The sequence below is a fragment of the Puia sp. genome (assembly GCF_035546395.1).
GTDB lineage: Bacteria > Bacteroidota > Bacteroidia > Chitinophagales > Chitinophagaceae > Puia.
On the sequence record NZ_DASZXR010000002.1, the window covers coordinates 110,800 to 137,252 of the forward strand.

The 26,453-nt window shown below is 54.1% G+C and carries 24 protein-coding genes; 13 read left to right on the top strand and 11 right to left on the bottom strand.

The features are described 5' to 3' along the window. Nucleotides 1–219: 219 nt before the first annotated feature. From VHE34_RS01525 to VHE34_RS01535, 3 genes are all read right to left on the bottom strand, one after another. Nucleotides 220–1,419: a pyridoxal phosphate-dependent aminotransferase gene (locus tag VHE34_RS01525; RefSeq protein ID WP_325583837.1), complete on the bottom strand. Its 1,200-nt coding sequence runs from the start codon at nt 1,417–1,419 to the stop codon at nt 220–222. A 62-nt stretch (nt 1,420–1,481) separates the two neighbouring features. Continuing rightward, nucleotides 1,482–1,913 (bottom strand): DUF1573 domain-containing protein, encoded by a 432-nt coding sequence (locus VHE34_RS01530; RefSeq protein ID WP_325583839.1) that lies wholly within the window; start codon nt 1,911–1,913, stop codon nt 1,482–1,484. 5 nt (nt 1,914–1,918) lie between these two features. Beyond that, nucleotides 1,919–2,374, bottom strand: coding sequence for a DUF1573 domain-containing protein (locus VHE34_RS01535; RefSeq protein ID WP_325583841.1), 456 nt, complete (start codon nt 2,372–2,374; stop codon nt 1,919–1,921). Between the two features lie 132 nt (nt 2,375–2,506). Between VHE34_RS01535 and VHE34_RS01540 the strand changes: the two genes are divergently transcribed. Beyond that, nucleotides 2,507–4,900: an alpha-ketoacid dehydrogenase subunit alpha/beta gene (locus VHE34_RS01540; RefSeq protein WP_325583843.1), complete on the top strand. Its 2,394-nt coding sequence runs from the start codon at nt 2,507–2,509 to the stop codon at nt 4,898–4,900. Nucleotides 4,901–4,930: 30 nt separating this feature from the next. Here the strand turns inward: VHE34_RS01540 and VHE34_RS01545 are convergent, their stop codons facing one another. Beyond that, the gene (locus VHE34_RS01545; protein WP_325583845.1) at nt 4,931–5,653 is read right to left on the bottom strand and encodes a YebC/PmpR family DNA-binding transcriptional regulator; all 723 of its coding nucleotides are present in this window, start codon (nt 5,651–5,653) and stop codon (nt 4,931–4,933) included. A 67-nt stretch (nt 5,654–5,720) separates the two neighbouring features. After that, complete coding sequence (locus VHE34_RS01550) at nt 5,721–7,214, bottom strand: amino acid permease (protein ID WP_325583847.1); 1,494 nt, start codon at nt 7,212–7,214, stop codon at nt 5,721–5,723. A 177-nt stretch (nt 7,215–7,391) separates the two neighbouring features. Here VHE34_RS01550 and VHE34_RS01555 point away from each other — a divergent pair, with 177 nt between their 5' ends. Genes VHE34_RS01555 through VHE34_RS01575 form a run of 5 tightly spaced genes read left to right on the top strand, consistent with a single transcriptional unit; the run spans nt 7,392 to nt 12,559 of the window. Then, complete coding sequence (locus tag VHE34_RS01555) at nt 7,392–8,636, top strand: dicarboxylate/amino acid:cation symporter (RefSeq protein WP_325583849.1); 1,245 nt, start codon at nt 7,392–7,394, stop codon at nt 8,634–8,636. Nucleotides 8,637–8,640: 4 nt separating this feature from the next. After that, nucleotides 8,641–9,342 carry a DedA family protein gene (locus VHE34_RS01560; RefSeq protein ID WP_325583851.1) on the top strand — a complete coding sequence of 234 codons (702 nt, stop codon included), beginning with the start codon at nt 8,641–8,643 and terminating at the stop codon, nt 9,340–9,342. Nucleotides 9,343–9,348: 6 nt separating this feature from the next. Beyond that, nucleotides 9,349–10,581: an MFS transporter gene (locus tag VHE34_RS01565; RefSeq protein ID WP_325583853.1), complete on the top strand. Its 1,233-nt coding sequence runs from the start codon at nt 9,349–9,351 to the stop codon at nt 10,579–10,581. A 13-nt stretch (nt 10,582–10,594) separates the two neighbouring features. Then, nucleotides 10,595–11,599, top strand: coding sequence for a glycosyltransferase family 9 protein (locus VHE34_RS01570; protein ID WP_325583855.1), 1,005 nt, complete (start codon nt 10,595–10,597; stop codon nt 11,597–11,599). A 12-nt stretch (nt 11,600–11,611) separates the two neighbouring features. Further along, nucleotides 11,612–12,559, top strand: coding sequence for a DUF3667 domain-containing protein (locus VHE34_RS01575; protein ID WP_325583857.1), 948 nt, complete (start codon nt 11,612–11,614; stop codon nt 12,557–12,559). 49 nt (nt 12,560–12,608) lie between these two features. Here the strand turns inward: VHE34_RS01575 and mdh are convergent, their stop codons facing one another. Together mdh and VHE34_RS01585 are read right to left on the bottom strand one after the other, a co-directional pair. After that, nucleotides 12,609–13,538, bottom strand: a complete 930-nt coding sequence (mdh, locus tag VHE34_RS01580) for a malate dehydrogenase (protein WP_325583859.1) — start codon at nt 13,536–13,538, stop codon at nt 12,609–12,611. Between the two features lie 33 nt (nt 13,539–13,571). Then, on the bottom strand, nt 13,572–14,108 hold the full coding sequence (locus VHE34_RS01585; RefSeq protein ID WP_325583861.1) for a TlpA family protein disulfide reductase: 537 nt from the start codon (nt 14,106–14,108) through the stop codon (nt 13,572–13,574). Nucleotides 14,109–14,197: 89 nt separating this feature from the next. Here VHE34_RS01585 and VHE34_RS01590 point away from each other — a divergent pair, with 89 nt between their 5' ends. The 5 genes from VHE34_RS01590 (at nt 14,198) to accC (ending at nt 19,567) form a co-directional block, all read left to right on the top strand. Continuing rightward, nucleotides 14,198–14,563 (top strand): BlaI/MecI/CopY family transcriptional regulator, encoded by a 366-nt coding sequence (locus tag VHE34_RS01590; RefSeq protein WP_325583863.1) that lies wholly within the window; start codon nt 14,198–14,200, stop codon nt 14,561–14,563. Between the two features lie 23 nt (nt 14,564–14,586). Then, entirely contained in the window at nt 14,587–16,842 is a 2,256-nt protein-coding gene (locus VHE34_RS01595) for a M56 family metallopeptidase (RefSeq protein ID WP_325583865.1), read from the top strand. Nucleotides 16,843–16,904: 62 nt separating this feature from the next. Next, nucleotides 16,905–17,468, top strand: a complete 564-nt coding sequence (efp, locus tag VHE34_RS01600; RefSeq protein WP_325583867.1) for an elongation factor P — start codon at nt 16,905–16,907, stop codon at nt 17,466–17,468. Nucleotides 17,469–17,692: 224 nt separating this feature from the next. Beyond that, complete coding sequence (gene accB, locus VHE34_RS01605; RefSeq protein WP_325583869.1) at nt 17,693–18,181, top strand: acetyl-CoA carboxylase biotin carboxyl carrier protein; 489 nt, start codon at nt 17,693–17,695, stop codon at nt 18,179–18,181. A 48-nt stretch (nt 18,182–18,229) separates the two neighbouring features. Continuing rightward, a complete protein-coding gene (gene accC / locus VHE34_RS01610) occupies nt 18,230–19,567 on the top strand; it encodes an acetyl-CoA carboxylase biotin carboxylase subunit (RefSeq protein ID WP_325583871.1) in 1,338 nt (445 codons plus the stop codon). Here accC and VHE34_RS01615 read toward each other — a convergent pair. Next, complete coding sequence (locus tag VHE34_RS01615) at nt 19,554–20,780, bottom strand: 4-hydroxy-3-methylbut-2-enyl diphosphate reductase (protein ID WP_325583873.1); 1,227 nt, start codon at nt 20,778–20,780, stop codon at nt 19,554–19,556. The genes accC and VHE34_RS01615 overlap by 14 nt on opposite strands. Before the next feature lie 156 nt (nt 20,781–20,936). On the opposite strand from VHE34_RS01615, the gene VHE34_RS01620 reads away from it, so the two are divergent. After that, a complete protein-coding gene (locus VHE34_RS01620; RefSeq protein WP_325583875.1) occupies nt 20,937–22,220 on the top strand; it encodes an alpha-amylase family glycosyl hydrolase in 1,284 nt (427 codons plus the stop codon). On the opposite strand, the gene VHE34_RS01625 is transcribed toward VHE34_RS01620, so the two are convergent. The 3 genes from VHE34_RS01625 to VHE34_RS01635 all read right to left on the bottom strand — a co-directional run bounded on the left by VHE34_RS01625 (nt 22,210) and on the right by VHE34_RS01635 (nt 25,729). Then, complete coding sequence (locus tag VHE34_RS01625) at nt 22,210–22,980, bottom strand: S1C family serine protease (RefSeq protein ID WP_325583877.1); 771 nt, start codon at nt 22,978–22,980, stop codon at nt 22,210–22,212. The genes VHE34_RS01620 and VHE34_RS01625 overlap by 11 nt on opposite strands. A 71-nt stretch (nt 22,981–23,051) precedes the next feature. Then, entirely contained in the window at nt 23,052–24,584 is a 1,533-nt protein-coding gene (locus VHE34_RS01630) for a trypsin-like peptidase domain-containing protein (RefSeq protein ID WP_325583879.1), read from the bottom strand. Between the two features lie 152 nt (nt 24,585–24,736). Next, on the bottom strand, nt 24,737–25,729 hold the full coding sequence (locus VHE34_RS01635) for an acyl-CoA reductase (RefSeq protein WP_325583881.1): 993 nt from the start codon (nt 25,727–25,729) through the stop codon (nt 24,737–24,739). Between the two features lie 111 nt (nt 25,730–25,840). Between VHE34_RS01635 and VHE34_RS01640 the strand changes: the two genes are divergently transcribed. Further along, complete coding sequence (locus VHE34_RS01640) at nt 25,841–26,188, top strand: 4Fe-4S dicluster domain-containing protein (RefSeq protein WP_325583883.1); 348 nt, start codon at nt 25,841–25,843, stop codon at nt 26,186–26,188. Nucleotides 26,189–26,453: the final 265 nt, after the last annotated feature.

The window sequence follows — 26,453 nt, forward strand, 5'->3', positions numbered from 1 at the left end:
CCCACTCTTTCGCTCAATTCTGAATGCAATATCGGAGATATTTCTGAAAAAAGGAAATTCTATCGCGGACATTTTTGTTTTTTCCGACAAAAAAATCTCAAAAATGAAATATGTAATTATTTATAATGTTATTATTGAGGTCTAATTGAGCCAAAATAGCCGTATTTACCATGATAATTCACTCATATCAATAAATCAATAGACAAATATAAAAATAAGCTAATTCGATTTTCCGCCGGGATACTCCTTCAATGCCCGCTCCAGGCAATCCATCGCCTTCCCAAGATCCCCCGAATTCAGCACATAAGCCAACCGAACCTCCTTCTTCCCCAAACCCTTCGTCCCATAAAACCCGCCCGCCGGGGCCAGCATCACCGTCTGGTTATTATAAGAGAACTTCTCCAGCAACCACTGACAAAAAACATCAGTGTCATCCACCGGCAGACTCGCCATCGCATAGAATGCGCCGCCCGGATTGGGACAGTACACTCCCGGCATCTTGTTCAGCCGCTGCACCAGCACATCCCGCCGCCGTAAATACTCCGCCTTTGTTTCGTTGAAATAATCCGCGGGAAGTTCGGTCGCCGCCTCTCCCAGTATCTGCGCAAAAGAAGGTGGGCTCAGCCTGGCCTGGGCGAACTTCATCACCGTATCCAGTACGGCCTGGTTACGCGTGACAAGCGCGCCGATGCGGCCGCCACAAGCGCTGTATCGCTTCGAGATGGTATCCATCATCAGCACATTCGCTTCAGCCCCGGCCAAATTCATGGCGCTGATATGTTCGCCGCTATAGCAGAAATCGCGGTACGCCTCGTCGGAGAACAGGTACAGCCCATGCCGGATTACGATCTCCTTCAGCCTCTCCATTTCCTCCCGGCTATAGAGATAACCCGTCGGGTTATTGGGATTGCAGATGACGATCGCCCGGGTTCTCGGTGTGATCAGCTTCTCGAATTCCGCCACCGGCGGTAACGCAAATCCATTGTCGATATACGAGGTCAGGGGCTTGACCACCACATTCGCGGCAACGGCAAACCCATTGTAGTTGGCATAGAATGGCTCGGGAATGATTACCTCGTCGCCCGCATCAAGGCAGCTCATAAAGCCAAACAGGATGGCTTCCGACCCCCCCGTAGTAACGATGATCTGCGAATAGTCCACATCGATCCCCACCCGCTTGTAATAGGCGGCCAGCTTCCGCCGGTAACTTTCATTGCCTGCACTGTGGCTGTACTCCAGAACCTTGAAATCGAAATGCCGCACCGCGTCTAAAGCCATTTTCGGCGTCTCGATATCGGGCTGCCCGATGTTTAAATGATAGACCTTGATCCCTTTCTTTTTGGCGGCCTCGGCGAAAGGTACGAGTTTCCGGATCGGCGAAGCCGGCATCTGTTGTCCGCGCTGACTGATAGTTAACATGGCGCAAAAGTAAAAAAAAAGCTGCCCGTTGGAGCAGCCTCTATATGATTTGAATGATGAAGCTATTTACCGCTCTTGCTCTTGGCCGCCTCATACTTGGCATAAGCCTCCGCAGTCAGCACCTCGCCGGTAATATGCAGAACGACCGGCAGATCGATCCCCGCAAGCTTTATCGTGATGTTCTTATTGAACGGCCCCTGTGCAGCGGCGTTGAAGGCCGCGGTGATCTTGTCTTCCTTACCCTGGGGAATCGCCCCTTCCGGCTTTGAAGGCGTCGTACAGCCGCAGCCCGGAATGGCCGATTCGATGATCACCGGCTTATTGCTGATATTGGTGAATACAAAATCATGGCTTACAGGAGCGTTCTGTTTGATCTTACCAAAATCATAGGTAAGCTCTTTGAACTTCACGACATCCTCTGCCTTCTTGGCCTGCTGAGCAAATACACCGATGGATAATACTATCGCGCCGGCAAATAGGAACAGTTTCTTCATGTTGATCAATTTATTTGTTTTAGTAATTGTACAGATGCATTGTCCGGCGCCGAAGTGGCCGGCGTCTTATAGACCTCGCCCGAGATGGTCAGGAGCTTCGTCATATTCGTATTGTAAACGACGGTGACCGTCTTTGTAAACGCCCCTTCGCCATAAGCATTGTAGCCGACGACGATCTTGGCGGTAGCCCCGGGCGCGATCGGGTCCCGGCTCCAGACCGGCGTGGTACAGCCGCAGGAAGCCTGGACATTATCCAGCTTCAGGGGCGTCGTCCCCGTATTCACGATCTCGAAGGTAGTGGTAGCCGGCCGTCCCTGCGGGATCTTGCCGAAATTATGTGTATTCTCTTTTATATCGAGCACATCCGGACGGGTCAATGCCGTCCCATGGGTGTTCACCGCCTGCGCCCGGACAGCCAGCGATGTGACAAAAAGGGCAATTACAATTCCTAATTTTTTCATAGTTTGGCCCAATTAAAGACTGCTAAAATTACTTAATTAACGTAATCTTTGCCAACAAATTACCCCGTATTTTATTTTTTTAACAATCAATAAGATACAGGTAATTTTGCTCGTCCATCAATAATCACCCAAATGGAAAATCTAGCTCCCATAGAACTGCTCGATCCCGAAAAACTGTCCTTCGACAGGTTCCGGGAAGAAGTGCTGAAAGACTACCGGTTGGCTTGTGAGAGCCGCGAAGCCAGTCTCCTCGGCCGTAAAGAGGTCCTCACCGGGAAAGCCAAATTCGGTATTTTCGGCGATGGCAAGGAAGTCCCCCAGGTAGCCATGGCAAAGTTCTTTAAGCCGGGTGATGTCTATGCCGGGTATTACCGGGATCAAACCTTCGCCTTCGCGACCGAAGCCGCAACCATCGAAGAGTTCTTTTCACAACTATATGCCGATCCGGACCCCAAACACGACCCGCACAGCGCCGGCCGGCAGATGAATTCACATTTCGCCACGGCCTTTGTCGACTCCGACGGGTCGACGCTCGATCTCGTCAACCGCAAGAACCTCACGGCCGGGCTGGCGCCCACCGCCGCCCAGATGCCCAGGGCCCTCGGTCTCGCCGCCGCCTCAAAAGCCTTCCGCGAGGTCAAAGCATTGAAGCCCTTTACCGAGCTCTCCAATAACGGCAACGAGATCTGCTTCTGCACCATCGGGGACGCCTCCACCAGCGAAGGCCATTTCTGGGAAGCTGTAAACGCCGCAGGCGTCCTGCAGGTACCCCTTGCCATCTTCGTTTGGGACGATGGCTACGGGATCTCGGTCCCCCGGCAATACCAGACGACAAAGGGATCCATCAGTGAGGCCCTGAAGGGCTTTCAAAAGGAAGAAGGCACCAACGGCATCGATATTTATAAAGTCAAGGCCTGGGATTATGCTGGAATGTGCGAGGTCTTCGAAACCGGCCTCCGCGCCGTTCGCCAGACGCATACCCCGGCCATCTTCCACGTCGAAGAAGTGACCCAGCCGCAGGGCCATTCGACCTCGGGAAGCCATGAGCGCTATAAATCCCCCGAACGCCTGGAATGGGAACGCGACTGGGACGGGATCAAAAAGATGAAAGAATGGATCGTCGATAACGCCCTGGCCAGCGAGGAAGAGTTGAATGACATCGAGACTGAAGCAAAGGAATCCGTCCGCAACAGCCGGAACCTGGCCTGGGAGAAATACCAATCACCCATCCGCGTACAGGTCAACCGCAGCGTAGAGCTCATCCGCGAAATGGCCAGCCAGTCGGCCGATCACGCCGAACAATTGAGCCATCTCGCCCAGGCCCTTTCAGCAAACCGCGAACCGGGTCGCAAAGAAGTGCTGGAGACCTTGCATGAAGCTACTCTGTTGGCAGGCGACGGCGTCGCCGCACGTAACGGAGCCACCTACTACAAAGAACTTAAACATGACAACGCCGCCCTGTACAACACCCACCTCTATCATGAAGGCGCCCGCAAGATCACCCAGGTGCCCGAGATAAAGCCGGTCTATGCCGACAACGCCCCGGTACTGAACGCCTACGAAGTACTCAACCGCTACTTTGACGAGCTGTTCACGCACAACCCCAAAGTCTTAGCCTTCGGAGAAGACCTCGGCAAGATCGGGGACGTCAACCAGGGTTTCGCCGGACTCCAGGCCAAACACGGGGCCGACCGCATCTTCGACACCGGTATCCGCGAGCTTACCATCATGGGCCAGGGCATCGGGATGGCCTTCCGCGGCCTGCGCCCCATCGCCGAGATCCAGTACATCGACTATTTATTATACGGTCTGCAGCCGCTGAGCGACGACCTCGCCTCGCTGCAATACCGGACGGCCGGGAAACAAACCGCCCCTTTGATCATCCGCACCCGTGGCCATCGCCTCGAAGGCATCTGGCACAGCGGCTCGCCCATGGGACTGATCCTGAATTCCCTCAGAGGCCTCCACGTCTGCGTCCCCCGGAATATGGTTCAGGCCGCCGGGATGTACAACACCCTGTTGGAAGGGGTAGACCCGGCCCTGATGATCGAATGTCTCAACGGCTATCGCCTCAAGGAAAAGCTGCCGTCCAACCTGCTGGAGTTCCGGGTGCCCCTCGGGGAACCCGAAGTGATCCGGGAAGGGGAGGACATCACGGTCGTTTCCTATGGCGCAACCTTGCGCATCGTGCAGCAGGCCGCCGGTGTCCTCGAAACTCTGGGAATCAGCTGTGAAATCATCGACATCCAAACCCTCCTTCCTTTCGATATTCATCATCGAATCCTCGAATCCCTGAAGAAGACCAGCCGCCTCCTCATCGTCGACGAAGACGTCCCGGGCGGCGCCGCAGGATTCATCTTCAATAAAGTAATGGAAGAACAGGGCGGCTACCGCTGGCTGGACACGGCCCCCCGCACCATCACCGGCCAGGCCCACCGGCCGGCCTATTCCAGCGACGGAGATTATTTCAGCAAACCCAATGCAGAAGATATCATCGACGCCATTCGCGCAATGGTCGCCGAATAACAAAAAAAAGAGGGCCTCGGCCCTCTTTTTCTATTTCAAATTGTGAAAGACCTTTTGTACATCCTCATCCTGCTCCAGCCGGTCCACCAGCTTCAGCACATCCTGTGCCTGCTCTTCCGATAACTCGACCGTACTGGTCGGGATCCACTCGATCTCCGAACTGATCGGCGTGATCCCCTTCTCTTCAAGCGCCTTTTGCATGTTGCCAAAATCCGGGAACATCACCCGCAGGACGATCACCGGCTCATCATGCTCCCCCGTACCTTCACCCATCTCCTCCAGCCCATGATCGATCAGCTCCAGCTCGAGATCATCCATGTTCAACCCCTCGGGTTTCAGCTTGAATACCCCCATCTTCTTGAACTGGAAGCTCACGCTGCCATTGTTGCCCAGCGTCCCATGCCCTTTCGTAAAATGGGATTTGACGTTGGCCACCGTACGCACATGATTGTCCGTCGCCGTCTCTACCAGCACGGCAACCCCATGCGGGGCATATCCCTCATAGAGGATCTCTTCATAATTCTCCATCTCCTTACCCTGCGCCCGCTTGATCGCAGCTTCCACCCGATCCTTGGGCATGTTCACGCTCTTCGCATTCTGAAAACAACGACGCAGCGCCGGGTTGGTCGCAGGGTCGGGCCCTCCGGCCTTCACGGCAATGGCGATCTCCTTTCCGATACGGGTGAACTGCTTCGCCATCCGGTCCCACCGGGCAAACATGGCGTGCTTTCTTACTTCAAAAATACGACCCATAAAAAACTATAACTTTTTGATTGTGCTGTCCTTATGAGCCGCGACGGCGGCTCTGGCGGCTGCAAAGTTACGCTTTTAGCTTACTATTATTTTTACTATATCCAAAATAGATCAACAATCCGATCAACATCCACACCAATGCGGTGAGCTGGGTGGCGGTATCCAGCCCGATGATCATCGCCGCACAAACCAGCACGCCAAGGATCGGTACGATAGGCACCAGTGGGGTCCTGAACGGCCGTTGACGGTTGGGATCCGCCTTTCGCAGGATAATTACCCCGATGCTCACGAGGATAAAGGCGAACAGGGTACCGATGCTGGTCAGGTTGCCGGCTACGCTTTCCGGGATGAAACCGGCGAACACGCCTACAAAGAGAAACAGGATCATATTCGACTTGTAAGGCGTGCGCCACTTGGGATGCAGCTCGCAAAACACCTTCGGTAACAGACCATCGGTCGCCATCGTATAAAAGACCCGGCTCTGACCCAGCAACATCACCAGGATCACGGACGAGAATCCGGCCAGGATCGCAACGGTGACCAGGGTCGACAACCAATGATAACCATGCATGTAGGTATCGATGGCATACGCAACCGAAGCTTCCTTTCCCGACTTGACGAAGTCCGTATATGGCGCTACGCCGGTGAGTACCCAGGAGAATAATACATAAAGGATCGTACAGATCGCCAGGGAACCGAGGATACCGCGGGGCATGTCCCGGGCGGGGTTCTTGGCTTCCTGTGCGGCCGTCGATACGGCGTCGAAACCGATAAAGGCAAAGAACACGATACCCGCTCCGGAAAGAATACCGCCCCAGCCATGCCGGAAGAAATTGCTATACGAATAAAGCGTGCCGTCTCGCATCTGGGCCGGAGGCGCATCGGCCGGAATGACATAGGGAGTATGGTTGGCCGGGTTGATATACTGCCAGCCGATGGCGATGAACACCAACACGATAGACACTTTTACAACAACGATGACCGAGTTGACGGTGGCCGATTCCTCCGTGCCCTTCATCAGCAACAACGACAGCAGCGCAAGAATGATCAGCGCGGGAATATTGATGATCCCGTGATGCATGACCCCGGCGGCGTCCAACGTTCTTTCAAAAGGGGAATGAGACCACTCAAAAGGGACTTTCGTCCCGAAAACGGCCAATAGCTTATTGAGGTATTCACTCCACGAAATGGAGACCGTAGCGGCTCCAAGCGCGTACTCCAGCACCAACGCCCAGCCGATGATCCAGGCCACCAGCTCACCCATCGTGGTATAAGCATAGGTATAGGCGCTACCCGCGATAGGGATCATCGAGGCGAACTCGGCATAGCAAAGACCAGCAAAACAGCAACCGAGCGCGGCTACAATAAATGAAATAGTTACGGCCGAGCCGGCGTGCTCCCCCGCGGCGGCGGCTGTCCGGACGAACAATCCCGCGCCGATAATGGCGCCGATACCCAGGGCGATCAGGCTCCAGGCCCCCAGCGTACGCTTGAGACCCTTCTCCGTATCCGCTGCCTGCGCCATCAGGGCATCCAGGGATTTCTTTCGGAATAAACTCATAATAAGCTTGTTTTGACGATAGTACTTTAATAAGATTACATGTGTGGACTAGGGCCGAAAATAAACAAATATTTAATACTCAAACACCAATTCTTTAGCCGAAAACTTTGTCAAATCAATAATTTTCGATTGTTTGCAGGGTCGTTCGCCGCCCCCCGGCCGGCGGACTATGCATTTATGCCCAAAATCAGCCTTACAGGATGGATCATGATCGCGATGGTGACGGGAACGTTGCTGGGGCTGGCTGTGCATTATAATAGCAGCCCGACGACGATCGAAAACTTCACTTCCATCCTCGGCGTCGTCACCGACGCCTTTCTGCGGCTGATCAAAATGATCATCGCCCCCCTGGTCTTCTCCACCCTCGTCGTCGGTATCGCAAAGCTGGGCGATATCAAGGCCGTGGGCCGCATCGGCGGCAAGACCCTGCTCTGGTTCCTCTGCGCTTCCTTCCTGTCCCTGCTGCTGGGCCTGATCATCATGAACAGCCTCGACCTCGGCACCGAACTGAACCTGCCCATGCCCGCGGCCGGCGCACCGACCGGCATCGACGCCAGCACCATCACCTTTAAAGGATTCGTCACCCATATCTTTCCCCGCAGCATCTTCGAATCCCTGGCCAACAACGAGATCCTGCAGATCGTCGTCTTCTCGGTCTTCTTCGGCATCGCTACCGCATCCATCGGCGAACAGGGCAAGATCGTCATCAAAGCCCTGGACGCCGTCGCACATATCATTCTCCGGGTCACAGGCTACGTGATGTACCTGGCGCCGATCGCCGCCATGGCGGCCATCGCTTCCATCATGGCTATAAAGGGACCTGAACTGCTCGTCACTTATGGCAAGTTCATCCTTAGCTTTTATTTAGCCATCCTCGGCCTCTGGCTCATCCTCCTGCTCATCGCCTCGTTTTTTATCGGCCGCCGCGTGATCGACCTGGCCCTGAATATAAAGGACATGATCCTGCTGGCCTTCAGCACGGCCTCCTCGGAAGCCGCCTTCCCCCGGCTCATCGTCGAGCTCGAGAACTTTGGCTGCTCTCCCCGTATCGTAAGCTTCGTACTGCCCCTGGGGTATTCCTTCAACCTCGACGGCAGCATGCTCTATATGACCTTCGCCTCCCTGTTCATCGCCCAGGCCTATGGCGTGCCTCTGACCCTCGGCCAGGAATTCTCCATGCTATTGGTGTTGATGTTGACGAGCAAGGGCATCGCGGGTGTTCCGCGGGCGGCCCTGGTCGTGATAGCCGGAACGCTTTCACTATATAATATACCGCAGCAGGGCCTGTTACTTTTGCTGGGCATCGACCAGATCCTCGACATGGCCCGCAGCGCCACCAATGTATTAGGGAACAGCATCGCCGCAGCACTGGTCAGCAAATGGGAAGGGGAATTGGAAGAAACCGCCGTCAATATAAAATAACACTATGATTCAGCTCCTGACCGTTACCTGGAAAGATCTTCTAAACCCCGACTTCTATATCAACAACGGCGGCCTATGGGTCCTCCTGTTCATCGTCTTTGCAGAGACCGGCCTCATGGTCGGCTTCTTCCTGCCCGGTGACAGCCTGCTCTTCGTCGCAGGCATCTATAGCCAGAAGCTGGTCGGCAGCATGATCGCCAATGGCACCGGCACCGATTTTTTCGACCTGCTCCTCCTCTGGATCCTCGTCTCCATCGCCGGCATCATCGGCAACTACCTCGGCTACTGGTTCGGCAATAAGAGCGGTCCCTTTCTCTATCATCGGAAGGACAGCCTGCTCTTTAAAAAGAAATACCTTTTCCAGGCCAAGGAATTCTATGATAAACACGGGGGCGAGGCCATCGTCTTTGCCCGCTTCCTGCCCATCGTCCGAACCTTCGCCCCCATCATCGCGGGCATCGTGGCCATGGACAGGAAGAAATTCGTCCTCTATAATATCATCGGATGCCTGGCCTGGGTTTTCGCCATGCTCTTCGCCGGTCACTACCTCGACAAACTCTTCATGACGAAATTCAACTTCGATCTTAAGAAACACCTCGAAGTGATCGTCATCGGTATCGTCGTGATCACAACGGCTCCCGTCCTGTATAAGCTCTTTTTCGGCAAAAAATCGGCTCCCGCCGAAGACCCGTATAAAAACTCTTAATTGCAAATGCAGAAAAAATCACCTTCTCTTTTTAACCTGGCGGTCATCGTCGGCGCACTGGGTTATTTTGTTGATGTATACGATCTTTTGTTGTTCAGCATCGTCCGTATTCCGTCTCTCAAATCGCTCGGCATCAGCCAGGAGGAGATCGACAAAACGGATATCCTCAATATCCAGATGATCGGCCTGCTCATCGGCGGGATCATCTGGGGCATCCTCGGTGACAAGAAAGGCCGTCTCCGCGTCCTCTTCGCCTCGATCATCCTCTATTCCTTGGGCAGTATCGCCAATGGTTTCGTGCACACCGTCGGCCAGTATGCGGTAGTCCGCTTTATCACCGGTCTCGGCCTGGCCGGGGAACTGGGGGCGGGGATTACCCTGGTCAGCGAGATCATGCCCAGGGAAAAACGGGGTCTGGCGACCTCCCTCGTCGCCGGTATCGGCCTTAGCGGCGCCGTATTCGCCTATTTTATCAACGTGGCCTTCCGCAGCAATCCCGAAGGCTGGCGCACCTGCTACTTCATCGGCGGTGGCCTCGGTTTCCTGCTGCTCCTGCTCCGTGTCGGTATCCTCGAGTCGGGAATGTATAAGAGCATCGAACAAAGCGCCGTCCGTAAGGGCGATTTCCACCTCCTCTTTACCAATGGCCGCCGGCTCAAAAAATACCTCACTGCGATCCTCATCGCTCTTCCCAACTGGTACGTCATCGGCATCCTCATCACCTTCTCGAATAAATTTGCCAGCATCATGAAGGTGCAGGACCCCGTCGACCCCGGAAAAGGGATCATGGTCGCCTATGCGGCGATCTCGATAGGGGATGTCCTGATCGGCTTTATCAGTCAGTGGGTCAAAAGCCGGAAAATATCCCTGTGGATCTTTCATATCATTGCCGTCATCGGTGTTATCTGGTTTTTCCTGCTGCAAGGCGCGACATCCACTACCGTCTATTGGGTCTGCGTCGTATTGGGATTCGGGACGGGATTCTGGGCCATGTTCGTGACCATGGCCGCCGAACAGTTCGGCACCAATATCCGGGCTACCGTTGCCACCACGGTCCCCAATATGGCCCGGGGGTCACTGGCGCTGGTTGCCCTGTTGTTCAAATCCCTGATCCCGTCACAAGGGTATTTCAAGGCCGGTTGGATCACCGGGATCATCGTCTTCGCCATCGCCTTCGTTTCCCTGGCGATCACCGAAGAGACCTATGGAAAAGAGTTGAACTATATCGAGCCACTGTAGTTATTAGAGATAGATGAAGTTTTTGATCATTCGTTTCAGCTCCATCGGCGACATCGTCCTCACGACGCCGGTGCCCCGCTGTTTGAAAAAACAAGTGGCGACGGCCGAGGTACACTATCTCACCAAGCAAGCTTTCCGCCCCATCCTCGCAGCAAACCCCTATATCGACAAGATCCACTGCCTGGATAAACATCTCGATGCCACCATCGAAGCCCTGAAGGCCGAAGACTATGACTATGTCATCGATCTCCACCATAACCTTCGAACCCTGAAAGTAAAGCGCGCCCTCAAAAAGCAGGCTTTCTCCTTCGACAAGCTCAACATCCAAAAATGGCTGCTCACGAATTTTAAGATGAACAAACTCCCTGCGGTCCATATCGTCGACCGCTACCTGGAGACGCTCAAATCTTTTGGGATCAACAACGACGGAGCAGGACTCGATTACTTTATTCCAAAAGAAGAAGAACTGAAACCCGGGGATATTCCTACTTCGCACCAGGCAGGATATATCGGCCTGGTCATCGGCGCCGCGCTCGCGACCAAACGGCTGCCCTTCCACAAGTTGGAAACCATTTGCAAGCAGACCCAACACCCGATCATCCTGCTCGGTGGACCGGAAGACGCAGAAACGGCCAAAAAGCTGGCCACCATCGACCCGGTAAAGATCTACAACGCCTGCGGACTTTTCAACCTGAACGAATCGGCCGCCCTCGTTCGCCAGGCCAAACTCATCATCACCCACGATACGGGGCTGATGCACATCGCCGCAGCCTTCAAACGCCCCATCATCTCCATCTGGGGCAACACCGTCCCGGAATTCGGGATGACCCCTTATTATGGCGAAAACTTCCTGTATCATTACCAGGGCGGTCTACTCGGTGAACAACCCGGCCTGACCCTCGAAGTAAAGGGCCTGTCCTGCCGGCCTTGCTCGAAGATCGGCTACAACAAATGCCCGAAAGGCCATTTTAAATGTATGGAAGAACAGGACATACAACGGATTTTTCAATATTTTTAAAGAAAATCCCAAGTGAGCCGCCACCAACTTCGACATGAGAAAAACTGCCTCAACTGCGGACACCTCGTCGAAGAGCGATATTGCACCCGCTGCGGCCAGGAAAACCTCGAGCCGACTGAAAGCTTCAGCCACATCGTCGGGCATTTTTTCGCCGACATCACCCACTTCGATTCCAAATTCTTCGTTACCGTAAAAGACCTGCTTCTCCGCCCCGGCTTCCTCACCCGCGAATACGTCGCCGGCCGCCGGATGACCTATCTGAACCCGATCCGGATGTATATCTTCATCTCGGCCCTTTTCTTCCTCGCTCTCTTCACCGGCCGCAAGGAATATACGCCGCCTCCCGCGGAGACCGCAAAACAATCGAAACATAAGGATGAATCCGTATTCCTCAGAATGGGCGACGGCGTCGTGATCATCGACATGACGGAGAACAAATACAACACCGTCCGCGAGTTCGATTCCCTTCAGGCCGCCCTTCCCGATAGTGCAAAGGAAAAAGGTATTATGCACTGGGTCCTGCGCCACAACGTCGGGGAAAAGGAAAAGCGTGGCACCTCAAAGATCCATATCGAGGTCGATATCAGCCACGACGTCCCCAAGCTGATGTTCCTTCTTCTGCCCCTGTTCGCTTTATATGTAGGCTGGTTTTACAGCCGCAAGAGATATTTCTATGTCAACCACGCGATCTTTTCCGTTCATTTCCATTCTTTCGTCTTCCTGCTGATGCTGTTCTTCATCCTGCTAAGCAAGCTCATCCCCGGTGACTGGATCGATATCTTTCTCGGCTTGACGGCGATAGTCCTGTCGTTCATCTACCTGGTGGCCGCCCTGCACGGGATGTATGGCCAATCCTTTTGGCAGGGTCTGTTCAAGGGTATCGGCATCAGCCTCCTCTATGTGCTCACCCTCGGGATCGCCTCCACGATACTGATGATCGGCGCCTATGTCTTCCTATAAACAAAAAGACCACCCGCAAGAGGTGGCCCGGTATTCTCAAAAAAAGATATTACAAAGTCTTCAGCACGTCGTTCATGCTGCGAACGGCTTCAGCACTCTTGTTGAACAGCGCCTGCTCATCCGCGTTCAGCCCAAAGTCGAGTATCTTCTCCCATCCGTTGCGGCCGATGACGACGGGTACGCCCAGGCAGATATCCTTCTGGCCATACTCCCCATTCAACGACACACAACAGGTGAACAGCTTCTTCTCATCCCGCAGGATCGATTTCACCAGCGCACAACCCGCTGCTCCCGGCGCGTACCAGGCGGAGGTACCGATCAGCTTGGTCAGCGTAGCGCCGCCAACCATCGTATCGGCAACGATCGCCTTCTGTTGCTCGGCGCTGAGGAATTTCGTGACGGGTACACTGTTCCAGGTCGCCAGGCGGATCAGGGGGATCATCGTCGTATCGCCATGACCGCCCACGACCACCGCATTCAGATCGGCCGGACTGCAACCCAGGTGCTGGGAAAGCTGGTATTTGAAGCGGGCGCTGTCGAGCGTGCCGCCCATCCCGATGATCCGGTTCTTCGGCAGACCCGTGGCCGTCAACGCCAGGTAGGTCATCGTATCCATCGGGTTGCTGATGATAATGATGATCGCATTGGGAGAATGTTTCAGGATATTCTCGGTGACGCCTTTCACGATCCCGGCATTGGTACCGATCAGCTCCTCACGCGTCATACCGGGCTTACGGGGGAGACCCGATGTGATCACGACCACATCGCTGCCCGCCGTTTTACCGTAATCATTCGTGCTCCCTGTGATCCGGGTGTCGAAACCCAACAAAGCCGCTGTCTGCATCATGTCCTGTGCCTTACCTTCGGCTAATCCTTCCTTAATGTCCAGCAGCACCAATTCTTCCGCCAATGCTGCACGGGCGATATTATCGGCACAGGTAGCGCCAACAGCGCCGGCGCCTACAACCGTAACTTTCATCTGTTAAAATATTTGAGTGATAAAATGTGATGACTAATTTTTTTGCTCAAAAGCCTCCATGATCGTCTCTACCTTTTGGGTTCCTTCAAAAGTAGTGATCAGTTTGCCTTTCTTGTCATAGAGGGCGAGGTAAGGCAGATTGCGAATTTTGTAAAAAGGCGGCAGGAAGAACTTCTCGTCCCTCCCGATCAGGATATTGGGATGTTGATAGATCTTATAGTGCTCGTTGAATTCCTTCATTTCAGAGAACGGTTGATATGTCGCCATCACGATCTCCATATCCTTGAATTTATCCCAGCTGCCCAGGAAATTCTCGATCTCGTGTTTGCAATGCTCGCAGTCGGGGCTGAAATACATCACGATCGTCTTGCGGTTCTTTTTCACATCGTCCTTTGTAAGATAAGTGGAACTGTCCAGCTTCAGCAAATGAAAAGGCGGGAGGGTAGGGAATCGCATAAAGGGGGCCTGGGCATTGGCAGAATCGGTCGCCGGTTGGTTCGGCTTGGTGGGCTGAGCATAAAGGATACGACAACAGGCGAAGGTCAGGACGACCAGAAAAGCTTTTTTCATGCTGTAAAAATACTTCATAAACGAAAAAGGGGATTTTTTATTTGTAATTTACGAAAAGTTCGTAGATTTACGAAAATTTCGTAATTAACATGGAGAAACTCAGCCGCCAGGAAGAACAGGCCATGCAGGCCGTCTGGAAGACAGGCGAAGGCAATATCAAGCTCTTCCTCGAGAACCTGCCCACAGGGGCTATGCCATACACCACTTTGGCCTCAACGATCAAGAACCTGGAGAAAAAAGGTTTTCTCTCCAGCCGCCTCCTCGGCAACGCCTATCTCTACAAACCCCTGATCACGGAGGACGAATACAAAAAGAAATTCATGAATGGTTTTGTAAAAGACTATTTCGCGGACTCCTATAAACAACTGGTCAGCTTCTTCATCGAAGAGAAAAAGCTCAGTGCAAAAGAGCTGAAGGACCTCATCGAGCTGATCGAAAGGCCGGGCTCAAAATAAACATCGCCGCAAAACGCCAAACAATGCCTAACCTGTTCGTCTACCTCCTCAAACTCACGATCAGCCTGTCTATCGCCTGGCTCTTCTATCGTTTCGTATTACGCGGCCTCACCTTCTATCGCCTCAACCGATGGTACCTGCTTGGCTATACGCTGCTTTCCTTTTTTATCCCCTTTATCGATATCGGCCCCATCGCCGCCGATGCGAATCAGTCGCACCAGCCGGTATATATCCAGCTGATCCCCGTCGTCGGCAATTATACTCCGGCGGCAGCAGGCATCCACCCCGCCAACGCCGGCCTTTCCCCCTGGGCTCTTGCCGGGTTCGTCATGGTCATTGGAATGGCCCTGCTGCTGATACAAATGGTCTTAAGGATGTATTCTCTCTCCCGGATCAAAAAGCAGGCCCGGCTGCTCACCAGCGACGGCGGCGTTCGCATCTACCGGGTCGACCGGCCCATCACTCCCTTTTCCTTCGGCAATGCCATCTTCATCAATCCACGCCTGCACACCGAAAAGGAATGGGAAGAGATCATCCTGCATGAGTATGTCCACATCCGTCAACGTCATACCCTCGACATCCTGCTGGCCGAGGCCGTCTGTATCCTCAACTGGTACAACCCCTTCGCCTGGGCTCTCCGGTTTTCCATCCGCCAGAATCTCGAATTCATCGCCGACCGGCAGGTACTCGACTGCGGAATGGACAAAAAAGAATACCAGTATCACCTGCTCACGGTCATGGGTCATCCCCGTTACCGGCTCGGCAATAATTTCAATTTCTCATCCCTGAAAAGACGCATCATCATGATGAACAAGATTCGGAGTGCACGGCTCCACCTCCTCCGTTTTCTCTTTGTATTGCCATTGCTGGCCGTTGTCTTCTTAGCCTTTAGGGGCCGCTACCCAAAACCCGGCCGCCAAAACGGCCCCGTCTTTATCAACGCCGCCGGCATCGTCATCGGCTTGCCTGAAGAAATGCCCCTGGAGGGCGTAACGGTCCGCGACAAAGGAACCGGCTTGGAAACAACCACCGACGGCAAGGGCTTTTTCAAGTTTCGTATCCCGGTAATTTCGGATTCAGCCCGCATCCATCTCGACTTTACCAGGCCTGGATTTGAAGCTGCTATGAGCGAGAACTTCTGGCCCAATATCAAAACCACGAGCGGTCTCATTACCGTGCAGGCCATGCCTGTATCGGCGCCGCATATGTCCAGCATGTTCATCATTTCTCCGGGTTTCAAAAAGTCGCCGGCGAACCCGGAATACAACGACGCGCTCGATGAACTGAACCGGATCCTTACAGAGAACAGCCAGCTAAAAAATTGGCGCGAACAGCGAACAGAGCATCCCGAAGTCGCCCTGTTCTATGCCACCGAAGACAAACAACGGCGCCTTGTGGTCCACACCGACGGCACGGTCGAGCGCTACGGCTATCCCGGCACGCCCCCGCCGGCCGCAATGGACCGGAAATATGGCGTCCTGCCGTGGATGGGACCCCAGGGCGCGAATACGAATCGCGGCTATCTCGATCGCTGGGCCGACATCTCCGCACAGGCCGAAAAGGAGTTTCATCCGGCCGGCGGAACTCCCAAGGCCATTATCTTCCCCGGCGATAGCCGCGTTATCGCAGTGGATGCTGCCGGCAAAGCAACCATCTATGACATGGACAACACGGCGGACCCCAGGGAACGCCTTGGATTCGAAAGGCTCTACGGCAAACTACCCCCCTGCGTACCCGAAAAAGGGGATGCGGCGCCCGTCGTCCCTCCCAATGCCCAAACACCCGCTTGGACACTCCGGGATACGGTCCCTGACAAACATGCCCATCTGGACAGCGTCCTCTGGATCGTCGACGGTGTTCAGAAAGAGCACTGGACAAGAGATTCCCTGATGCCCGTTGACCAGATCGCCAGCATCGATATCCTGAAGCCGGACGAAGCCTACAGGTTATTTGGCGACAAGGGCCGCAAAGGGGTCGTCTCGGTACTGACAAAAGCATATGACAACGGCAAAACGCCAGCCGCATCCGCCGATACCATACCAAAAGTATCCATGCGTCACGGCCACCGGCCCGCCTTCATACTAAATGCAAACCCGATCTACTTCATCGACGGAATCCGGATGCCCGACAGCACAAACACCTTGCAACACGTCAACCCCGACGCAATCGAATCCATCACCGTTCTGAAAAGCGAGGCCGCCACCGCCCAATACGGCCCCGAAGCCTCGTCCCGCGGCGTCCTGCTCATAACCCTCAAAAAACCGCAAAAACAGCCTTAGTTTGTCACAAAGGGGAATTTGCCGTAAATTTGCTCCCTAACGCAAAAAATACTACCGCTTTTATGGCAAATACGGCAGATATCAGTCGTGGCATGATTATCAAATTAGATGGCAGTTTGTACACCGTTGTTGAGTTCGGCGAGAACAAGACCGCCCGGGCCGCAGCAAAAGTTTGGGCCAAGCTGAAAGGCGTGGACAACTCCCGCTCCATCGAAAAGACCTGGAACAGCGGCGACACCATCTACCCCGTTCGTGTAGAAAGAAAAGCCTATCAATATCTATACAAGGATGACACCGGCTATAATTTCATGGACAACGAGTCCTTCGAACAGATAGCCCTTCAGGAACACCTGATCGATGCCCCTCAATTCCTCAAGGAAGGCCAGGAAGTCTCCGTACTGATCAATACCGAGACCGAACAGCCGATGAGCGTTGAATTACCCGACAAGATCGTTGTTGCCGTTACGTATTCCGAGCCCGGCCTGAAAGGAGATACGGCTACCCGTACCCTCAAGCCCGCCACGGTCGAAACCGGCGCTACCGTCAACGTCCCCCTATTCGTCAACGAAGGAGAGTTGATCCGCGTCAATACCAAGACCGGCGAATACGTCGAACGGGTAAAGTAAATGTTGAAGAAACGAATTTTGACACCTTCGGTCACCGGCTGAAGGTGTAATTTGTATACCAAAACGCCGGCGGCGTTTCGTCCGAAGGACATACTTTTAGCGCCTTGCTGAAAATGCGCTATCTTGCTTCAGGCACATTTTCAGCAATTTAAACCGCTGTTTTTGGGTATTTTTAGCTTTAATCCCTATTTTAGCCGCCCAATTAAACTGTAAATTCATCCAATATGGATTTTAAACAGATCCAAGAGTTGATCAAAATGATCAACAAATCGAACATCGGCGAAGTAAGCATCGAGGAGAAAGGATTTAAGTTGACGATCAAACAAAAAGAAGAACCGGTCCAACAGGTGATCGCGGCTCCCGTGCACACGCAACCGATAGCTGCCCTTCCCGCCGCACCGGTCGCCGCGCCCCAGGCCGCCGCTGCTCCACCCGCGGAAAAGCCCGCCAAAGCCGCAGAAGCGCCCGCCGGCAATACCATCACGATAAAAAGCCCGATGATCGGTACGTTCTACCGAAGCCCTTCACCGGACAAACCCTCCTTCGTCAACGTCGGCGACGAAGTCGCCCCCGGCAAAGTGGTTTGCATCATCGAAGCCATGAAGCTCTTCAACGAGATAGAAAGCGAAATATCCGGAAAAATTGTAAAAGTGCTGGTGGAAGATGCCTCCCCCGTCGAGTACGACCAGCCCCTGTTCCTGGTCGAGCCGTAACCGCACGAAGTCCGGTTGGGGCATTAGATTTTACCATAATATCAATAAATGTTTAAAAAGATCCTGATCGCCAATAGAGGAGAGATTGCCCTCCGCGTCATTCGTACCTGTCGCGAAATGGGTATCAAGACCGTAGCAGTCTACTCTACGGCGGACAAAGAAAGCCTGCACGTCAAGTTCGCGGATGAAGCCGTGTGTATCGGAAAACCGGCAAGCTTTGATTCTTACCTCAATATCCCTCATATCATGGCCGCCGCCGAGATCACCAACGCCGACGCCATCCACCCGGGATATGGATTCCTCGCAGAAAATGCCCGCTTCGCCGAGATCTGCGGCGAGCACGAAATAAAATTTATCGGACCTACCCCCGCCATGATCAACTCCATGGGAGACAAGATCACCGCAAAAGAGACCATGATCAAGGCCGGCGTCCCGGTAGTGCCCGGTGGCGAAGGCCTGCTGGAAAGCCTCGACGAGGCCAAAGGCATGGCCAAAGAGGTCGGCTATCCCATTATCCTCAAAGCAACAGCCGGCGGCGGGGGGAAAGGGATGCGCGTCGTTTGGGAAGAGGCCGACATGGAAAGGGCCTATAATACCGCAAAAGCCGAAGCCGGCGCCGCATTCAAGAATGACGGTATCTATATGGAGAAATTTGTCGAAGAGCCCCGTCATATCGAGATCCAGGTGGCCGGCGATCAGTATGGCAAGGTCTGCCATCTGAGCGAACGCGACTGCTCCATCCAACGCCGTCACCAAAAGCTGGTCGAGGAATCACCCTCCCCCTTCATGACACCCGAACTACGCCAGCGTATGGGCGAGGCCGCCATAAAAGCCGCTTCCGCCATCAACTACGAAAGCGTCGGAACCATCGAATTCCTTGTCGACAAACATCGCAACTTCTACTTCATGGAAATGAACACCCGCATCCAGGTAGAACATTGCGTCACCGAAGAAGTCGTCAACTTCGATCTGATCAAGGAACAGATCAAAATTGCGGCAGGCGACAGCATCAGCGGCATTAATTACGAACCGGTGGGGCATGCCATCGAATGCCGTATCAACGCCGAAGATCCCTACAACGATTTCCGACCATCACCCGGCCGGATAACGGTACTCCACCAACCCGGCGGCCACGGCATCCGAGTCGACTCGCACGCCTATGCCGGCTATACCATCCCTCCATACTACGACTCCATGATCGCCAAGATCATCGCCGTAGCCCGCACCCGGGAAGAGGCGATCAACACCATGCACAGGGCCCTCAGCGAATACGTCATCGAAGGGATCAAAACCACCATTCCCTTCCATCTTCAGCTCATGAAGGACGAACGCTTCCGCGCCGGCGATTTCAACACCAAGTTCCTGGAAACTTTTAAAATGCAGTAAACTCGCCCACCAGCGTCTCTACCGTAGCTGCCGCATCGAAATACCCGGCAATCTTCCGGATCACGGCCTCGACCAACGCGTCAGGACAGGAGGCCCCGCTGCTGATCAATACCCGCACCGGCCGCCGCTCAGGCAGCCAGCCGGCCTGCCGCCTCTCAGTCTTCGTGTGAACGTCGTAATGCAGGATCTCGTCAAAAGAAAAGATCTTCTCGTCCGATGAGATAAAATAAGTGGGCAGCTTATCCTCACACAATTCCACGAGGTGCGAGGTATTGGAAGAATTGTAACCCCCAACGACAATGGCCAGGTCGGCCTCCACTCCCAACAAACCCTTTACCGCCGTCTGGTTGTCCAGCGTCGCATAACAAAGCGTGTCCCGCGTGTCCGCAAAATGCTTTTCGATCTCCGCCTCGCCCCAGGTCTCCACCATGGTCTGCCGCAGATAATCGGCGATCGCTTGGGTGTCGCTGGCCAGCATCGTCGTCTGGTTGACCACCCCGATGCGCCCCAGATCACGCGCGACATCAAAGCCGTCACTGTACTGTCCCTTGAATCGTTCATAAAAGCTCTCCGCCTGCAACTCGCCCTTGATGTATTTCGCCAGCACAAACGTCTCGCTCATATCCTTTACCACCACGGTCGGCGTCTCCGCAGCCGCATGCGAAAAAGTGGCCCGGGTCTCTTCATGCCCCGGCTTGCCATGCACGACGATGGTATAATCCTTCTTCGCGATCTGGCTGCTCCGGTTCCAGACCTTCTCTACAAATGGACAAGTCGTATTGTATCTCTCCGTCCGGATACCGATGTCCCGCAACCGCTGCTCGATCTCGAGCGTCGTCCCAAAGGCCGGTATAATGACGATATCCTCGGCCGTCAGCTCCTCGAAAGGCATCAGCTGCCGCCCATGCGTATCCTGCAGGAACCGGACCCCCCTGGACTGAAGATCGGCGTTGACCTGCGGATTATGAATCATCTCGCTCAGCAGGAAGATACGCTTGCCGGGATTCTCTTCAATGGTCCGAAAGGAGATCTCGATGGCATTCTCAACGCCATAACAAAACCCGAAATGCCTCGCCAGGTATATCTGCAACCTGCCAAGGTCCAGCAGGGTAGGGGTGAAATCCTTCTTCATCTTGTCCTGCTGTTTGCGTTTGTTCTTGATGGCGGAGATCAGCGGACTGCGATAGATAATGGGTATCGTAAAGCTCTTCATGGCGAACAAAGGTACAAATATGTGCCGGGAATGCACTTTCATTGGAATTTGTGCATTCCCGGCAAAGCGCATATGTCTGTCCTTCGGACAAAACGCGGGACGCGTTTTTTGCCGTTTTAAGCATACCTTAGAACGCATAAACACCGTTAATCAGCTATGAGTGAGTCTTTTCGCCCTGTAGACTGGATCTATTCATCCAATATCTATGAAGTAAATCTCCGCCAATACACCCCCGAAGGCACCATCCGCGCCTTCGCCCGGGAACTTCCCCGTCTCCGCGATATGGGCATCGATGTCCTCTGGTTCATGCCCATCACCCCTATCGGCCACGAAAAGCGCATCGGCTCCCTCGGGAGTTACTATGCCTGCTCCGACTATACCAGCATCAATCCCGAATTCGGAACGCTGGAGGACTTCGTCGCCCTGGTAAATCAGGCACACGCCCTCGGGTTCCGGGTCCTCATCGATATCGTAGCCAATCATACCGCCTGGGACCATCACTGGACACGCAAACATCCCGAATATTACCGCCTTAACGAGCACGGCCAGTTCTTCGATCCCCACGGCTGGACAGACGTCATCGATCTCAACTACGATAACCCCGAACTCCGCAAAGCCATGATCGATATGATGCGCTGGTGGATCCAAACAGCCGATGTCGACGGCTTCCGCTGCGACATGGCCATGCTGGTGCCCCTCGATTTCTGGAAACAGGCCCGGGAGACGCTGGACCCATTAAAACCGCTGTTCTGGCTCGCGGAATGCGAAGAGATCGCCTATCATGAGGTGTTCGACGCTACCTATACCTGGAAATTCCTGCATAAGATGGAGTCGGTTTGGCGCGGGGATTCGCCCGTAGGCGGCCTCGATGAAGTGCTGGACTATTATGACACGATGTTCCCCTCCAATGGCCTCCGCGTGTACTGCACCACCAATCACGACGAGAACTCCCATAGCGGAAGCGAATACGAACGCATGGGCGATATGGCAAAAGCCTTCGCCGTGCTCTGCTGCACCTGGAACGGCCTCCCCCTGATCTACAGCGGTCAGGAACTGCCAAACAAAAAAAGATTGAAATTCTTTGACAAGGATCAGATCGATTGGACCGGCAGCTACGGGCTGCACGGGTTCTTCCGCACCTTGTTACTATTGCGCAAGCGAAATCCCGCATTGCGTTCGGGCGATCCTGCCATCACCATTCACCGGCTGAATAATGCCCTCGACGATCGTTGCTTCACCTTTGCGCGCCGCGCCGGTGACGACCAGGTGCTGGTCCTGCTGAACCTCACCGGAGAAGAATTGGTGCTTCCCGTTTCGGAATTACTGATCCAGGGAACCTGGCGCGAAGTCTTCATGGGCAACTGGACCGATTTTTCAAAAGCCACCCATTTCGTCCTTCCTGCCTGGGGCTATGCCGTCTACGAAAAGATCAATGGCTAAGGGTACCCCAGCCGGGGACAAACTTAACGGCTGACGAACGGCCCGCCCCGCCGAGTAATCTGTTACACACCCGCTTCACGATATGGGCCGGGATTGCAAAGGAATACCCGACATAAGCACCCGTAGAGGTAGTAAGGGCCGCATTGATCCCAACCAGCCTTCCTTCCCGGTCGACCAGCGGACCGCCGCTGCTCCCCAGGTTCACCGCCGCGTCCGTTTGGATAAAGGACGCTCCCTTGGCGCTTATGATCCCGGCGGTAACCGTCGATTGCAACCCCAATGGATAACCGATCGCCAGCACCCACTGCCCGGCCTTCACCGCGTCGGAATTCCCATAAGAAAAGTAGGGCAGGCCATGCCCGTCGATCTTCAGCACCGCAATATCCGCCGTAACATCGACCCCAATGACTTTCGCGCCTAACGACCGGTGATCGTTCAGCGTGACCGTAACCCCTTCGGTCCCCCTTATTACATGATAGTTGGTGACGATCGTGCCATCTTCACTGAGGATCGCTCCCGACCCCGCCGACACGCCCGGCTTCCCCCATTCATCCCGCAGCTTCGACGAAACCTGGACCGTCGCCTCCACCGCCGCTCGGGCGACCTCCGTAAAATCCGCCACACCGGCCCCCTTGGTCTCATCATAACGGGCAGGATAGACAAGCATTCGCGTAATCGGCACTTCCGCCATATTCTTTCGAGTCCCCGCCAGACCCAGCGCAACCGCCGCACTGATGACCATCACTAGTAAATATTTCATACGTAAAGTTTCGTAGATGAAAAGCAAAAAAAAGCTGGTCGGAACAAATAGCGTCCGACCAGCCCAAAAATTTAGTTCCCTGACGAAAGTCTCAGCGGATAGGTATATACGCCCTCATATCCGGGGAACACTCCTTCCAGTTTCACGGTCCCACTGCTCACCTTGCCGATGATGCGTTGGAAATCTTCGAGGTTCTTCACTTCCTCACCGTTGGCCTTCAGGATGATAAATCCCTCCTGGATCCGGCTCTTGTCCATGAGCCCGTTCTCGGTCACCGATTTGACCACGACGCCGCCCTTCACATCCAGGTTGGCCGCTTCCTTCTTGCCAAGGGTCTCCAGCTGCGCGCCTAATTTGTCCAGTGCGGAGGTTTTGATGATGGCCGTCGACGTACTTCCGGAATTATTGCTCAGCGTCACGGGGATGGTGTATTCCTTTCCATCGCGCTTATACGTTACCTTGATCTTGTCGCCGGGGCTGTAGGTGGCGATCTTACCGATCATCTCGGCGCCGGTCAAAACCTCTTCGCCATTCAGCTTCGTGATGATGTCTCCCTGTTTCAGCCCCGCATGTGCCGCAGGTCCGTCGGGCGTAACGGTCCATACATAGACGCCGTCCCCATCCTTGATGCCGTTCTCTTTCTTCTGATCATCGCTCATATCATCCCGGGGATAAGAGATACCCAGGTAGGCCCGCTGCGGAGTCCCGAACTTCATGATATCGTTGACCACCTTCTTCACGATATTCACCGGGATCGTGAACGAATACCCGGCATAAGAACCCGTCGGCGAAGCGATCGCAGAGTTGATCCCGATCAGTTGCCCTTGAGGATTGATCAGAGGACCGCCACTATTGCCGGGATTAACGGCCGCATCGGTTTGGATAAAGGACTCGACAGGCGACTGGCTCTGCCGGCGGTTAATATCCAGCGTCCGCCCCTTTGCGCTCACGATACCGGCCGTAACCGTGGTCTCCAGCGTCAGCGGATAGCCGACGGCAAGCACCCATTGGCCGATCTTTACGTCATCGGAATTGCCATATAACAGGAAGGGCAGGTTCTGCGCATCGACCTTCACTACCGCCAGGTCGCTGGCCGGATCGGTGCCGATCACCTTTGCCTTGAATGACTTACGGTTGCTGAGGGTAACGGTGACTTCATCGGCGCCATCCACTACGTGGTTGTTGGTAACGATATAACCGTCATTGCTGATGATCACCCCGGAACCCGAAGCCATCTCCGGCAGACTGCGCATTCCGCCGCCGCCATTGCCAAAGAAATCGTCGGGATCGATCCCGAACAGATCGGAGAAGGGATTATGCTTGGGCAGGTTGTTGCTTACCGTCCGGACCGTCTTCGTCTTTATATGAACGGTAGCAGGGATCGCCGCCGACGCCGCATCCGTGAAATCTCCCGGAGGGGCCGCATTGCCGCGCCCTTCAAAGAATTTCGCATAGTTGGCGGGAACCTTACCCGAATCCTTGCCCGATTCCCTGGTGGAATAATAGTACGTCTTACTGCCGTTAAAGTGATTATAGCCCCACATCGTAGCCAGTGCCGTCGAAGCACTGAGGAGGACAACCGCTACTACTTGTTTTGCTCTCATTTGTAAATTTTTATCTGATATCTTTAACAAATTAACACAACGGACCCATCAAACTCAATACCGATCTACCAGTTTAACAAATGTTTTACTAAGACTTTCGTACATGGCAGGATCTTGATGTAAATCTACGAATTAAACGGCAATTTTTTCAGTTACAACCCCTTCAAAAAGGTCATTGTGTCAACCCCGTCGGCATAGTCGGCCAGACCCGGCTGCTGCGCGCGGCCAAATGGAACAAACCCCCGGCCTACAATACATTGGATCTCGCCGGCCGATTCGGGCAACGGGGTATCCCCCGGCCTGTAGTAGACATAATGCAGCACGCTGATGGGGCTGAAAGGCGATGGGTCTTCCGTAAGCAGGATCGACCCATTGGTCATATAGTACTTCTTATTCAGAATCAATAGAGTCAGTTGATAATCGTAATTGTGCTTGTACCTGGTCAGGTCGGCCAGGAAATAGTACTTTTTGAAGGTCTCCAGTAAAGGAAGGAAATCGTACCCCTCCGGAACGGCAATCTGCGTGACATTGCGGCATCCGAGGCCAAAATACAGGTTGACATCGTCGGCCAGCGCCGCCAGCTCTTCCTGGGTCTCCTCGCCGGTCAGGATCGCCACCGAAGTCCGGTTGCGCCGGATCAGGCTCGGATACTTCCCAAAATAATAGTCGAAATAGCGCGCCGAGTTATTGCTTCCGGTGGCGATATAGGCATCACATCCATTCAGCCGGTCGGCAAACGCGATAAAGCTGCCGACCCTTTCATCTATTTCGATGAGTTGATCCACCAGGTGCCGGACCAACACCTCATCCCGGCTGGACGGCTTGATCAGTTGCCGGTGACCCGATACGAAAATGGTCAGCAGATCATGAAACCCGACCAACGGGATATTTCCCGCCATGATCAACCCTACCGTCTTTGGCGCCGCCAGTTCCTCCGGCAACCCATAGCTCCCCGCCCAGGCCTCCAATTTATCCCGATGTAGATATTGGGTGGCGACCTGCCGTACCGCCTCGTCGATGAATTCCGGGATGAACCAGCCGTTTTGCGCATGTGCCCGGCGTTTGGCGGCCTCCCAGGCCGGCGCCGCGGAAAGGCAGTATTCCCCCAGCCTTACCAATAAATCTATTCGTTGTTTGAAATACATAAATCCACATTATATTTGCCCCGTGGGCAAGGCAATACCCAATTGGCCCCGCCCGCGTCAAAAAGGTAAAAACTGCAAAGATAACTTTAATCATTCCCTAATTCTCAAAAAATGGCTATTAAGATAACGGAAGAATGTATCAACTGCGGAGCCTGCGAGCCCGAGTGCCCCAATAACGCCATCTACGAAGGCGGCGTGGAGTGGGCCATCGCCGACGGTAGCAGCGTTAAGGGATCCTTTACCCTGCTGGACGGCTCCTCCATCGACGCCAACCAGCGCAATGCGCCCATCAGCGTCGACACCTATTATATCGTTCCCAACAAGTGCACCGAATGCCAGGGCTTCCACGAAGAGCCTCAATGCGCTGCGGTTTGTCCCGTCGATTGCTGCGTTCCCGATGAGATGTATCGCGAAACGGTGGAAGAATTGTTAGCAAAAAAAGAGCGGCTGCATATTTAAAAAAAGTTGTTTAGATCCGCAGGAAACGCTAACTTAGGATTGAGTAATTCGTGTTTGTTAAAGTAGTCCTCGTACTACTTAAAAATAGGCGGGTGATATTTCCCGTCGTAAAAGGGTGAAGGAGACGGAACTGTCCTTCACCTTTCTTATTTTTTGCTCGGGGCTCCCTCCTGCAAAAAGTGCCACCCCTCGGTACTCCCCCTCCATAATCTTCTTCTGACGACACTGCAATTGCCCGCCGGAAAAACCGTTACTTTGCAAAAAT